This is a genomic window from Micrococcaceae bacterium Sec5.1 (assembly GCA_039636795.1).
GTDB lineage: Bacteria > Actinomycetota > Actinomycetes > Actinomycetales > Micrococcaceae > Arthrobacter.
The window spans coordinates 4,335,695-4,348,230 of the sequence record CP143430.1; the positions used below are offsets into that span (position 1 = coordinate 4,335,695).

The following is a 12,536-nucleotide window of genomic DNA, read 5'->3' on the forward strand; positions in this document are numbered from 1 at the left end:
GCTATTCGCCCACAGTGCGGATGAGGACGTGTCCGATGATTTCGCTGCGGTAGCGGGCTTCTGTGCACGTAATGGTTTCGCCCGACTCGGAAATTGCCCGTTGTTTGGCCCGCAGGAGCGGGCTGCCTTCGGGAACGTGGAGAGCGCTTCCGGTCTCCTTATCAGCTAGCACGGCGTCGAGATTCGCTTCATGCTTCACCACACGCACTCCCGCTTGGCGCAGGAACGTAGTGATGTCCATTCTCAGGTCGGAGAGGCGCTGAGGGTCCACGGCGTTTCCCGCTATGTGAAGTGGAAGGAAGTCCTCAAGGAGCAGGGCGGGGACACTGTCTATGGCGATACACCTGCTGACACGCCACACATCACCCGAGAAGCCCGCTTCCCGTTTGATCCAGGAAGGCGCTGTGGTCTGCGTAGCGGAGAACGCTGCCAGGGTGGGTTTGCGTCCGCGTTTGCTGATCTCTTCCGGCAGTGACCCAACAGTATTGATGTCCACGTAAATCGAACGGAAAATCGGTTGGTCCTCGTCGTCACGCCGATCGGCAACAAAGGTTCCAGCCCCCCAGCGCCGCACAACTGCCCCTTCATGCCACAAGCGGTTCAAGGCCTCGCGAACAGTTACCCGGCTGACTCCGATCCGGGTCGCCAGTTCTGCTTCACTGGGCAGCCGGTCCCCGGGTTCGCTCGCTGAGATCAATTTTTGTATGTGATCCAGGGCTATTTGGGAGCGGCTCAGCGTTGAAGGCATACGGTCAATTATTGCCGGTTCCATTGATCACCACGCTCCGATCTGAAAGAGCTGCCGCGGCGAGTTCGGGTAGGACTCGGTCGCCGACAATTCCGAAAGGCGTTCCAGCAGCGCAGCTCGTACATCCTGCCATTCGTTCTTGTAGGCAAGATTGGTCTGCTCGTGGGGATCGGACACCAAATCGAAGAGCTGCTCACCTCCACCACTGAGGTGCCGCGTGAAGCGGTACCGGTTGGTACGGATGGTCCTTGCCCAACATTTGGGACTGGCCTCCACATGATTGTTGTTCGACTGAATGAACAGCTCAGGCCGCCAATCATGAGGGATCTTGCCTTCCATCAGTGGCAGGAGCGACCTTCCGTGCAGCATGGGCATGGTCTCTTCCCTGCCCTGCCGGCGGCAAGGAAGGGACGGCTCCGGAATCCCTGCCCAGTGGTAGATCGTGGCGGCGATGTCTGAATGCTCTACGAGCTGGTCCTTTGCTCCTGCCTCCAGGCCAGGACCCGAGATGATGAGTGGAACACGAATGCAGGCATCATAGTGGCGCTCCCACTTCCCTAAGAGACCATGATCGTGCAGGAGCTCCCCGTGATCTGAGGTAAAGATAAACAGCGTATTGTCGAGGCGCCCGGAAGTCTTCAAGGCCTCGCGCACCCTTCCCAGTTCGTGGTCCAAATGGGCGATGTCGGCGAAGTACAGCTGTCGCTGGCGTTTCCAGTCGGCAGTGTCATAGCTCGCCTGGGCGTACCGCTCCTGACGGTAATAAGGAATCCGGTCCTGCTCCCATTCCGCCTTAAGGGGAGAAGGAATGGCAGTCAGATCCACACGATCTACATATTCAGCAGGCGGCGCAAACGGGTTATGGGGCTGGATGTAGCTAATTTGCGCAAACAGATTGCCCTCCGAAGTTTGGAGGAACTCGCAGGCGCGGTCTGTGATCCATGCAGTTTGGGAAACCTCTGCAGGGAAAGGAAGTTCATAAGCTTCCTGCGTCGATTCCGGATATTTCCGCTGTGCCTCAAGGATTTCGGCTCGAAGATCAACAGCTTCGGGTCCATAAGCCCGCATCTCCGGAACCATCGTCATCCAAACCGTGGATTTAGCCGCTTCATGGTTTTCCGGGTGCTCACGTTGAACCCAATCAAGCCACTCCCCTGCCCTGGTATCTTCCGTGTTGTGCACAACGTCGAATCCGTAGGGCCGGTAATCGGGGCAGATCTGTTCGATCTGCGTCTTGAAATGGAGTTTGCCGAATCCTCCGGTCGTCCAACCTGACTTCTGCAGAGCCTGCATGAACGTCGGCACGTCAGGGTCCAGGTCATAGCCACATTCGGGAACACCATGACCCGAGGCGGACAGTCCGGTAGCGATGTTTGCGCGCGAAGGACTGCAGACGGGGTTTGTACTGAATGCGTTGGTAAAGTCGGTCGATTCTGCCAGCAGGGCGTTGAAGTTGGGTAGGTCTACAACTCCACTCCGGGCAGTTTCGAGCCATTTTGCGCCGAGCTGGTCCACCATGAACAGGACAATGGTGCGGGTGTTCATCGGTATGCCCTCAATTAGATGCTCGGGTTTGCTCATCGGCATCTGACTGCTGCTGGGCTCGCAGAATGCGCGGCGCCACCAGGGTGCAAATGATCATGAGCACAGCAAGCCCTGCGATGTAGATCGAAACCGGGAGGGTGCTTCCCGTGCTTTGGGCCAGGGATGCGCCCAGCAGCGGTGTGAGGCCTCCACCCAGGACGGCTGCGAACTGGAAACCCAGCGAGATGCCCGTGTACCTGATGCGTGCCGGGAACAGCTCGAAGAACAGTGCGGCTTGGGCGCCGTAGGCGACGCCGCCCAGAGCGCCAACCAATGCCATCGCTGTGAAGATGACGGGTACCGAACCGGTTGATCCTGCAGCGAACATGATGAAAGGCGCCGGGATCAGCAGACACGCGCCGATGACGTAGGCACGGGTTCGGGTCAGCTTGTCAGAGAGCCAGCCGCCAAGAAGCGTTGCGAGGAGGTACGTGACGGCAGCGATAAGGTTTGCAGTGGTGGCAGTCGCTTGCGAGACGTGCACCGTGTTCAAAAGATAGGAAACGAAGAACACGCCCTGGGTGAATCCGAAAGCAGCCACGGCGATGTACATGCCGATGGCTACCAACACCATCTTGTAGTGGTGGCGCAAAGTTTCCCAGAGCGGTGCCTTCACAACCTTGGCACTCTTCTCGAGCTGCTTGAACTCCGGGGATTCATCGATCTTCGACCGAATGATCAGCCCTGCGATGACCAGCACGAAGCTGAACAAAAGCGGTATGCGCCATCCCCAATCGAACATCTGCTGCGGGGTGAGAAGTGTTGCCAAGGCCGTTACGGTGGCCGTTGCCAGGATAATCCCAAGCCCGCTGCCGGTTTGAACTGCAGCACCGAAGATGCCGCGCTTCTTCTGAGGTGCGGTTTCCATCATCAAAGTGATGGCACCACCCCATTCACCACCCAAGCCGAAACCCTGTATGAAGCGCAGGGTAATGAGAAGGATGGGCGCAAGGATTCCTGCGGCGGCAAGTGTGGGGAGGAAGCCCATGAGGGCCGTGGCCAGTCCCATGGTGAGCAGGCTCGCTACCAGGACAGGCTTCCGGCCGAACTTGTCGCCGAAGTGCCCAAAGACAACTCCGCCAAGCGGCCGGGCCAAGAAGCCGACGCCGAAGGTCGCAAAAGCCATGAAGGTCCCAAGCACAGGATCCTGGGCCGAGAAAAACAAGCGGCCGAAGACCAAGGCTGTCAGGGTTCCGTAAACGTTGAAGTCGTAAAACTCGATGGTGTTTCCAACGATGGTGGCGGCTGTCACCTTGCCCATCGGTCGTGGCGGGGCTTGAACTGCTGTGGTTGCGCGTAACACGAGATCTCCTTTGACAAAGGGTACCGCTCAACTTGGGGAAGTCTAGAGGTCTAGACGTCTAGACGTCTATAAGTCTGGAATGAGGTGCGTCACATGTCAAGGTCTTTTTTTGTGCTTCTATCACCGGTGGGGCCGCGCAGCGGCAGGGGCAACAGATATCCTTTGTTATGCCCATCCCGGACCGACCGTCGTCGAACATTCCCGAAGAACCTGGAGACATGTCCGGGCTACTTCACGACAAGCTCACTATCCCGGAACGGCACGTTGCACCGCGGAGCCAGAAGGTCCTCTACGTCATCGCGGTGATCCTTGCGGTGGTCGGCGTCGGATCGTTCTTCCTCATCCTCGCCGAAGTAAAGCAAAAAATTGATCTGGCCACCGTGGATGAAACAGTCAGCACGTGGTTCGTGAGCCAACGCTCACCGACGGCGACCACGGTCATGGCTGTCCTCGCCACGATTTTTGGCCCTATCGTGATGCCGATCATCGTCGCTGCCGTGACCGGGATCTGGATACTCAGGGCGCGAAAGCTCTGGCGGCCCCTCTTGTTGGCCGGGGCCATGCTGACCGGCGTGATCCTCGCCCAAGTCATTACGCGCTTGGTCGAACGGCCAAGACCGCCCATGGATCTCATGGTGCTCGGCGCTGACAGCACCTACTCTTTTCCGTCGGGCCACGTACTCGGCGCCTCCGACTTCCTTCTCGTGGGAGCGTTCCTCGTCTTTTCCCGCCGCCGCAGGATAGGTGCTGTTATTGCGGGCTTCAGTGCCGCCGTCGCAGGGATCGCCACCCAAGCGATCAGCAGGCTCTACCTCGGCTACCACTGGCTCACGGATGTCCTCGCCTCTGTCTCGCTGTCACTCATAGTGCTGGCCGCAGTGATTGCCTTGGACACCTGGCGCACCACCAAGGCACTGCCCGGGCCTGAAGAGATGGCTGCCAAAAAGCGCGGCTGACGGCACGAATCGCATCTCGGAGGGTCAACTTCAGAACACGTTCTGAGTTAGTTTGCAGCAGCCGCAGACCACCCCGTCCGGATCACCCGCCGTGACGGCGAGTCCCTCGTTCTGATGTCCGAGAGTGCAGATGCAGCACGCACTTCGCTGCTTGAACTGGCAGCCCAACTGGTTGCAGTCTCAACAAGCACGGAGGGAACGCTTGGCGCCCGCATGAGCGATCGCTTCCCGTGGATGCTTGCCCTGAGTCCAGCTGACCGCGAGGTTTGCGCCGATGATGTCCTGGCTGCAGCCAGAGCGTCCTTCGCTACCAATCAGCCTCACCTGGCCATTGCAGAATTGACCTCATGGCGTGAGACTGCCACGGCGATCGCAGCCGGCCTCGGCAAGGAACCTTTGGAGTGGCTCGACGACTCGGAAGCCGCGAGCGTCCTTAGCACATGGCGAGGAGGGAAAAGACCGAAAAAGTTCAACTACCCTCTTCGCGGCGAACTGGGTCTTGTGCAGCGTGGTGGGGCTACCCACGAACGGTGGCAGCACAAGCCCAAGAGTTGAGTGATATCCACCGGACACTTTCCGCGCCCTCGGCAAGATAGGACCCACCGTCGCCGCGCGGTGTTATGAACTGGGCTTCATGCGCATCCTGCGCAGGGCGGCTACCGCGAACACCCCGGCGAGCGGCAGGGCGACGACGACGGCGCTCAGCCACGCGCCTGTGCCCTGCCAGCCTTGGACGGCGGCGTTGAGGGCTTGGACGCCGGTCGCCGCGGCGGCGAGCAGGAAGGCCGCGGCCGCGAGCGCCGGCGCGAGGCCTGCCGGGAGTACGGCTTCGCGGGGCAGGAGTCGCCATACGAGGAGGAGGACAAGGCCCAGCACCCCGAGGACTACGCGGTATTCGACGACCTCGCCCCAGTGGTGCTCGGCGGCGGCCTGGGCGCAGTCGAGCCCGGGGTAAGGGGCCTGCAGGACCGCGCATCTGGCGGCCGTGTAGGCGACACCGGGCAGGTCGCCGGCTACGAAGCCCGCACCCCAGATCCGGCCGAACAGCTCCGATATGGCGCCGCTTACCCCGACGGCGATTGCGCCAACGGCCGCGAGGCCAACCACGGGCCGCAGGAACGCGCGCAAAGGCAGCCGGGCGACGTCGTGAAGTGACGGGCGCAGGACTGGCGTCACAGTGCTGACCGGGCCGAAGCGGTGGACAGCTTCGCGCTCGGCGTCCTCCGGGCTCATGCCCTGCCCGCGGAGCCGGGCGGCGCATTCGCGCAAATGCGCCTCGGTCTCGGCGAGGAGCCGGCGCCCAGCGGCGGGATCACCGTCCCGCGCTGCGATGAAGAGCTCGTCGAGGTAAGCGTCGATGGCCCCGCCTTCAGTCCCGGCGCCGTTCTCCGCGCTCACGACGCCGCTCCAAGAACACCGCGGACCGCCGCGGAGAAGCCTTTCCATTCCTCCACCCTGCGGGCCAGCTCGGCGTGCCCGGCCTCGGTGAGCGCATAGACGCGCCGGCGACCGCCGGGGTCATCCGCCCAGCGGCTCGCGACGCACCTCGCCGCCTCGAGCTTGTGCAGCGCGGGATAGACCGAGCCCTCCTGGAGCTCGATCCGCGCGCCGCTGCGCTCGTGAATGCGTGCGATCAGCGCGTAGCCGTGTGCCTCGCCCGCACCGAGCGAGCTGAGCAGAAGAAGGTCAAGCTGTCCGTTCACTGAACTACGTCCCATACCTAGGGAGTCTAGGTATGGGACGCGGTGCTGACAAGAGCATCCGCATTCCTGTCGAAGTCAGCATTGCGTTCTATCAGTTTTAGGTGTTTCAAAATTTTCCAAGATTCTCGTTACAGTTTGTTGGCTGCCGGACATTAACAGGGCATGAGCTTGCAAACGATGGGGGAACGCGTGGATCTGGAGAGGGAACAACGGTTCCTGGCCGCTCACACGGCCGCCCACGACCGTATCTACCGCTATTTCCGACGCCGGACGGACGGCGCCGCCACTGCGGAAGATCTGTGCGCCGAGGTTTTCAGGATTGTCTGGGAGAAGTCAGGACACGGCGATGACCTCTCGGCGGTCGTTCTTTTCGGGGTAGCCAAGAACGTCCTCCGAAACCATGACAGGTCCGTTTCCCGCTCTGCTGGACTCATTGGAGCTTTGCGGTTGGAGCGCACTGATGGAACACCTGCTGAGGGATCCGCCGTCCTGGATGCAATCGAGCTGCTTGCCCCGAAGGAGCGGGAGGTCTTACTGCTGACGTACTGGGACGGACTGACCGCCGTCGAAGTGTCCCAGCTCCTCAATATCTCGGCAACTGCCGTGCGGATGCGCCTGCACCGGGCTCGGAAAGAACTGGGCCGGATACTTCAAATGGAAACAGTGTCAGAAGGAGCACCGGAATGAGTCACGACCACTCTGCTTTCGACCTACTCTCGGCCGCCGATCCTGCACTCACAATCACCGACGAGGAACTGAGCCGCAGCCGTCAACGATCCCTGTCGTTCGTCAATTCAGAGGCCACTCATATCGCGATCGGCGGATCCATCCATGACTTCCACCGGATGCCTGCCAAACGTCACTGGGGGCGCTTCGCAGTCGCCGGGCTTGCCGCAGCAGCAGTCGCAGTGAGTGTACTGGTCGGTTCGACCCTGGCGTCGCGTCCGGACAACACCGCTGCGGTCCCGACCGCGGAAGCGGTCACCCCGACGGCGACACCGACCGGTTCTGGAAAATCCTCCCTGTCGGGACCCACTATTACCGATTCCTTCGGCAACGTCGATTACTACACCACAGTCCCCGGTGACACGACAGCGGCAGTGGCTGCATACTTCCACATCACCGAGAAGAAACTCGCTGAATTCAATGGGATTCAGCCAGGCAGCGAACTGGCACCCAACACCACGCTTCGACTAATCCCCGCTCCAGGTCCCATGAACGGGGCTAAAGGGACGGCTACCGTGGATGCGAACGGAATACCCACTAGTTACACAATCGAGCCCGGTGACACCCTCGACGGCATCACTTACCGGTTTGGAATCACAGAAGAACAGCTGGCCGAGGCGAACAAGGTCCCGTTCGTGTACGAGAAAGGCAATGTCTATTTTGTCCGCGCAGGGAACCACATCCAGCTCCAGAAAAACCCTGTGGATAGCAGATCCGGCCGAGGAACGAGCATCAACAATTCCTTCGGCCAAACCATTTACTACACCAGCGTCGACGGTGACTCTTTCGACAGCCTCGGCTACAAATTCCGGTGCACCACCGACCAGTTGCTCCGGTGGAACACAACCCTTACGACAGACCGGCCCATCCCCGGAGGGACCAGGGTAAGACTCATGCCCGGCGAAGCCATTATCGAGGGCGCCCATGGCACATTCACCACCGACGCCGAAGGCGTCCCCCTGACCTACACCACCGCTCCAGGGGATACTGAGCGGCAGATCGCTTTCCGCTTCGGCGTGCCTGAAATCGCGGATCTGGAATCGGCGAACCGCCCGCTCACCGGCACCGACCGTGTCTGGTACGCCTTCTCAGACCTGCCCTCCGGAGAGTTGGCCCCAGGCCAGACAATCAGCCTCAACCTGACCAAGCCCATCCACAAATGACCCCGCAAGCTAAGCCGGCGAAGCCTTCTCATGAGCAGAAGGGGGGCAAGTTGAGCGTCGAACAACCAGGTTTGCCGGGCAGACGATTTGCTGGTCGGTTGACTCGCCTTTGATCAGGCTTAGCGAGAGACGGCCGGCGAGTACGCCTTGCTCAAACGGTGTTTGATGGACGGTTGTGAGGTCCATCGTTTCTGCCATCGGGTGGTCGTCGATCCCAATGATTGACATATCCTGGGGGACGCGAAGGCCAGATCGCCGCAGGCTTTGGAGAGCGCCGTAGGCAACCTCGTCAGAAAAGGCAAATACTGCGGTGGGCAGGCGAGACAGGGTCAGAATTTTGTCCATGCCCAGGGAGCCGCCATCAAGGCCCCATGGAACGGAAACCACGAGTTCCTCATGAGCGTCAATACCTGCCGCGGCGAGTGCACTCCGGTATCCTCGCTCGCGGCCGACGTCGGCGGAGTATTGTTTGCCTTCCGGGTCAACACTGCTGATCATCGCGATCCGCCGATGTCCCAGCCCCAGCAGATGATTGACGGCGTGTCGCGCCGCCAACTCCTCATCGATCCCGACCGAAGGACGCCCAGGCGTAATGCTTCCCGCCACAATGGCGTGAACCCCCATGGCGTCAAGACGCTCCCACTCCTCCTCTGTGATGGGGAAAGCAATATTGATGATGGCATCTACTTTTCGACGCGCGGGGAGTTCCTCGAAAAACCGACGCCTGTCTTCGGAGCTATCGAGAGGGTAGAGGAGCACATCGATACCGGCGGCCGTTAGTTCTGCAGCTACGCCGGCGATGACAGCCGAATAGAACCACTCGTTGATCATGGGAGTGATAAGCCCAACGCGTCCGGTTCGCCCGCCGGCGAGTTTCGAGGCTTCGGGTGAGACGACGTAGCCAAGTTGTTCGGACAATTGCTGGATCTTGAGGCGGGTGCGTTCGGACACGCCTTTGCCCCCTGCCAGGGCGCGCGAGACCGCGCTTACCGAAACGCCCGCCTCCCGGGCTACGTCCACCATGTTCACTGAATGTCGATCCCCATTGGCCATTCTTCAATAGTACTGGATTGAACGCATACGTTTGCGTAAATTTTGCTCAAAAACGAAGCGTGTTCGCTTGAACGCGAAGGCCAGCAACTTCTGGTCCCAGAAATCAACGCTTGACCATGCCGATCTCAGCACCTATCTTTAACTCAAACGTTTGCGTAAGAGACTCAAGTCACAGCTGACGAGTCGCGTCGACGAACCGCTTCGACCAATCCCGCCCGTCGAAAACCGGCAATGATGCCCGGAAAGCAGAACAGGAAGCCCCCTCTCTTGAGCACCAAAACCCCAACCATGCATGCCGACGTCGAGGAAGTGTCGGGTGCAGACTGGTGGCGGCAAGCCGCCGTGTACCAGATCTATCCGCGGAGCTTCTCTGATTCCAACGGTGACGGCCTGGGCGACGTCAAAGGCATTACGGCCAAGGTCCCGTATTTGAAGTCACTCGGGATTGACGCCGTTTGGTTGAGCCCCTTCTACCCGTCGGCTCTCGCAGACGGCGGCTACGACGTGGACGATTACCGCGACGTGGACCCCAGGCTGGGCAGCCTGGCGGACTTCGATGAGATGACCGTTGCGCTCCACGACGCGGGCATCAAGCTGATCGTGGACATCGTTCCCAACCACTCCTCTGACCGGCATGAGTGGTTCAAGGAAGCCCTCGCCGGATCCAGGGGCTCCGCCGCCCGGAACCGCTACATCTTCCGTGAAGGCAAGGGCGCGGAGGGCGAGTTGCCGCCGTCGGACTGGGAATCCCTTTTCGGCGGCCCGGCCTGGGAGCGCATTACCGAACCGGATGGCACTGCCGGGCAGTGGTACATGCATCTGTTCGCCAAGGAGCAGCCGGACTTCAACTGGGACAACCCGGAGGTGCGCGAGGACTTCCTCAAGACCTTGCGTTTCTGGGCCGATCGCGGCGTTGACGGTTTCCGCATCGATGTGGCGCATGCCTTGGCCAAGGATCTGACCGAACCGCTGCCGGCAAAGGCTGAACTGGCGGCCGAGAACGAGACCGTGGACGGTACGCACCCGTTCTGGGACCGGGACGAAGTCCACCAGATCTATGCAGAATGGCGGGCCCTGTTCAACGAGTACACCCCGCCGCGCACCGCCGTCGCCGAAGCCTGGGTGCATGCTGACCGACGCAGCCGTTATGCCAGCCCCGAGGGTCTGGGACAGGCATTCAATTTCGATCTTCTGCAGGCAGCTTTCGACGCCGGACAGTTCAGGGAGATCATCACCCGCAACCTGACCGAATCCGAGATCACCGGCGCGCCCTCCACCTGGGTGTTTTCCAACCACGACGTCGTCCGGCATGCCACCCGCTATGGGCTGCCCAAGGGTCCCGGGCGCAACGGACCCGCCCAGGCGTGGCTGATGTCCGGCGGCAACGAACCTGCCCTGGACCGTGAACTGGGCCTGCGACGGGCAAGGGCCGCATCCCTGCTGATGCTTGCCCTGCCAGGATCCGCGTACCTGTACCAGGGCGAGGAACTGGGCCTGCATGAAGTCGTCGAAATATCCGACGCCGACCGTCAGGATCCGACTTTCTTCCGCAACCCGGGCGTCGACGTCGGCCGTGACGGCTGCCGCGTCCCGCTGCCCTGGACCACCGAAGGCATCGCGTTCGGATTCGGTAAAGCCACGGCGCACCTGCCCCAGCCGGAATGGTTCAGCGCCTACGCCGTGGCAACCCAGCAGGACAACCCCGGATCCACGCTTGCCCTTTACCGTGAGGCCTTGCGGCTCCGGGGCAGCCTTCAGACCGAGGAACAACTCAAATGGATCAACCACCGAAATGATGCAGTGCTGCACTTCATCCGACCCAACGGCTGGCAGTCCATAACGAACTTCGGCGTTCAGCCCGTCGCCTTGCCGGCCGGCACCGTCGTCGTCAGCAGCGGTCCCCTTATGGATCGAAAGCTTCCCGCGGACACCACCGCGTGGATCATCTGAACCCGTTCACACCCCTCGACCCACCGGCGTCCCTGCCGGGGTTCACTTACGAAGGAGTAATCATGAAAGCAAAGCTGTCCGCCACGGCGGCACTATTAATGGCAGGCGCCCTGGCGCTCTCCGCCTGCGGCGGAAACGCCAACGGCGGGACCACAGCTGGTGGCGGCGACGCCGCAAACAGTTTGGACGGCCGCGGGCCTATCACTTACGTCCAGGGCAAGGACAACAACAACGTCGTCCGCCCCCTGATCGAAAAGTGGAACGCCGCACACCCGAACGAGAAGGTCACGTTCAAGGAGCAGACGGACCAGGCCGACCAGCAGCACGACGACCTGGTCCAGCACTTCCAGGCCAAAGATGCCGGGTATGACGTCATGACCGTCGACCTCGTCTGGACTGCGGAATTCGCCGCCAAGGGGTGGCTGCAGCCGCTCAAGGACAAGATGGCGATCGACACCGCCGGAATGCTCCCTTCCACGGTCAACGGGGCTTCCTATAAGGGAACGCTGTACGCAGCACCGGAATCTTCCGACGGCGGCATCCTGTACTACCGCAAGGACCTGGTCCCCACGCCGCCCAAGACCTGGGACGAAATGATGAGCATGTGCTCCATAGCCAAGGCCAACAACATCGGCTGCTATGCCGGTCAGTTCAGCAAGTACGAGGGCCTGACCGTCAACGCGTCTGAGGCCATCAACTCCGCGGGCGGTTCTGTGCTGGACAAAGATGGCAAGCCCAGCCTGAACACCCCCGAGGCCAAGGCCGGACTTGAGAACCTCGTCAAGGCCTACGCGGATGGCAACATCCCCACGGAAGCCATCACCTTCCAGGAGGAACAGGGACGCCAGGCCTTCCAGGACGGCAAGCTCCTCTTCCACCGCAACTGGCCCTACCTCTACAACCTGGCCACCACCGAAGGCTCCTCCAAGGTCGCGGACAAGCTCGGCATGACGGCACTGCCCGGCAAAGATGGTCCCGGTGCATCCTCGCTTGGTGGCCACAATGTCGGAGTAAGCGTCTACTCCAAGAACAAGGCCACCGCAGCTGACTTCCTGAAGTTCATCACCTCGGAGGAATCCCAGAGGTTCTTCGCCACTCAAGGCTCCCTCGCCCCCGTACTCACCAAGCTGTACGAGGACAAGGAACTTGTGGCAAAACTGCCGTACCTGCCGGTCCTGAAGACTTCCATCGAGAACGCCGTTCCCCGCCCAGTAACCCCCTTCTACCCTGCCGTGACCAAGGCCATCCAGGAGAACGCCTACGCAGCCATCAAGGGCGAGAAGCCCGTGGACACTGCGCTGTCAGACATGCAGAAGTCCATCGAATCCGCCTCTGCGGGATCGTAGTTCT

The 12,536-nt window shown here is 61.0% G+C and carries 12 protein-coding genes; 6 read left to right on the forward strand and 6 right to left on the reverse strand.

All coding sequences use genetic code 11. The features are described from left to right. Position 1: 1 nt before the first annotated feature. The 3 genes from VUN82_19715 to VUN82_19725 are packed head-to-tail and all read right to left on the reverse strand — an operon-like array spanning position 2 to position 3,635. Entirely contained in the window at positions 2-748 is a 747-nt protein-coding gene (locus VUN82_19715; GenBank protein ID XAS71291.1) for a GntR family transcriptional regulator, read from the reverse strand. A gap of 27 nt (positions 749-775) precedes the next feature. Beyond that, on the reverse strand, positions 776-2,329 hold the full coding sequence (locus VUN82_19720) for a sulfatase-like hydrolase/transferase (protein XAS71292.1): 1,554 nt from the start codon (positions 2,327-2,329) through the stop codon (positions 776-778). Then, positions 2,304-3,635 carry an MFS transporter gene (locus VUN82_19725; protein XAS71293.1) on the reverse strand — a complete coding sequence of 444 codons (1,332 nt, stop codon included), beginning with the start codon at positions 3,633-3,635 and terminating at the stop codon, positions 2,304-2,306. Before VUN82_19725 ends, VUN82_19720 begins: the two co-directional genes overlap by 26 nt. 167 nt (positions 3,636-3,802) lie before the next feature. On the opposite strand from VUN82_19725, the gene VUN82_19730 reads away from it, so the two are divergent. Beyond that, complete coding sequence (locus VUN82_19730; protein XAS71294.1) at positions 3,803-4,591, forward strand: phosphatase PAP2 family protein; 789 nt, start codon at positions 3,803-3,805, stop codon at positions 4,589-4,591. A gap of 114 nt (positions 4,592-4,705) precedes the next feature. After that, positions 4,706-5,146: a hypothetical protein gene (locus tag VUN82_19735; GenBank protein XAS71295.1), complete on the forward strand. Its 441-nt coding sequence runs from the start codon at positions 4,706-4,708 to the stop codon at positions 5,144-5,146. 63 nt (positions 5,147-5,209) lie between these two features. Here VUN82_19735 and VUN82_19740 read toward each other — a convergent pair whose 3' ends face one another. Both VUN82_19740 and VUN82_19745 read right to left on the reverse strand, forming a co-directional pair. Next, the gene (locus VUN82_19740) at positions 5,210-5,989 is read right to left on the reverse strand and encodes a permease prefix domain 1-containing protein (protein ID XAS71296.1); all 780 of its coding nucleotides are present in this window, start codon (positions 5,987-5,989) and stop codon (positions 5,210-5,212) included. After that, the gene (locus VUN82_19745; protein XAS71297.1) at positions 5,986-6,294 is read right to left on the reverse strand and encodes a PadR family transcriptional regulator; all 309 of its coding nucleotides are present in this window, start codon (positions 6,292-6,294) and stop codon (positions 5,986-5,988) included. The genes VUN82_19740 and VUN82_19745 overlap by 4 nt, the downstream gene beginning before the upstream one ends. A gap of 162 nt (positions 6,295-6,456) precedes the next feature. Between VUN82_19745 and VUN82_19750 the strand changes: the two genes are divergently transcribed. Continuing rightward, entirely contained in the window at positions 6,457-6,981 is a 525-nt protein-coding gene (locus VUN82_19750) for an RNA polymerase sigma factor (GenBank protein XAS71298.1), read from the forward strand. Next, positions 6,978-8,183 carry a LysM peptidoglycan-binding domain-containing protein gene (locus tag VUN82_19755; protein XAS71299.1) on the forward strand — a complete coding sequence of 402 codons (1,206 nt, stop codon included), beginning with the start codon at positions 6,978-6,980 and terminating at the stop codon, positions 8,181-8,183. The genes VUN82_19750 and VUN82_19755 overlap by 4 nt, the downstream gene beginning before the upstream one ends. 9 nt (positions 8,184-8,192) lie before the next feature. Here VUN82_19755 and VUN82_19760 read toward each other — a convergent pair whose 3' ends face one another. After that, a complete protein-coding gene (locus tag VUN82_19760; GenBank protein XAS71300.1) occupies positions 8,193-9,236 on the reverse strand; it encodes a LacI family DNA-binding transcriptional regulator in 1,044 nt (347 codons plus the stop codon). 288 nt (positions 9,237-9,524) lie between these two features. Between VUN82_19760 and VUN82_19765 the strand changes: the two genes are divergently transcribed. Continuing rightward, a complete protein-coding gene (locus VUN82_19765; protein ID XAS74745.1) occupies positions 9,525-11,186 on the forward strand; it encodes a glycoside hydrolase family 13 protein in 1,662 nt (553 codons plus the stop codon). A 62-nt stretch (positions 11,187-11,248) separates the two neighbouring features. After that, positions 11,249-12,532: an ABC transporter substrate-binding protein gene (locus VUN82_19770; protein XAS71301.1), complete on the forward strand. Its 1,284-nt coding sequence runs from the start codon at positions 11,249-11,251 to the stop codon at positions 12,530-12,532. Positions 12,533-12,536 lie beyond the last annotated feature (4 nt).

Bases quoted from the DNA above. Each gene is read 5' to 3' on its own strand.
- VUN82_19770 (XAS71301.1), top strand. From the start codon at position 11,249: ATGAAAGCAAAGCTGTCCGCCACGGCGGCACTATTAATGGCAGGCGCC.
- VUN82_19760 (XAS71300.1), bottom strand. From the start codon at position 9,236: ATGGCCAATGGGGATCGACATTCAGTGAACATGGTGGACGTAGCCCGG.
- VUN82_19750 (XAS71298.1), top strand. From the start codon at position 6,457: ATGAGCTTGCAAACGATGGGGGAACGCGTGGATCTGGAGAGGGAACAA.
- VUN82_19765 (XAS74745.1), top strand. From the start codon at position 9,525: ATGCATGCCGACGTCGAGGAAGTGTCGGGTGCAGACTGGTGGCGGCAA.
- VUN82_19735 (XAS71295.1), top strand. From the start codon at position 4,706: ATGTCCGAGAGTGCAGATGCAGCACGCACTTCGCTGCTTGAACTGGCA.
- VUN82_19720 (XAS71292.1), bottom strand. From the start codon at position 2,329: ATGAGCAAACCCGAGCATCTAATTGAGGGCATACCGATGAACACCCGC.
- VUN82_19730 (XAS71294.1), top strand. From the start codon at position 3,803: ATGCCCATCCCGGACCGACCGTCGTCGAACATTCCCGAAGAACCTGGA.
- VUN82_19715 (XAS71291.1), bottom strand. From the start codon at position 748: ATGCCTTCAACGCTGAGCCGCTCCCAAATAGCCCTGGATCACATACAA.
- VUN82_19755 (XAS71299.1), top strand. From the start codon at position 6,978: ATGAGTCACGACCACTCTGCTTTCGACCTACTCTCGGCCGCCGATCCT.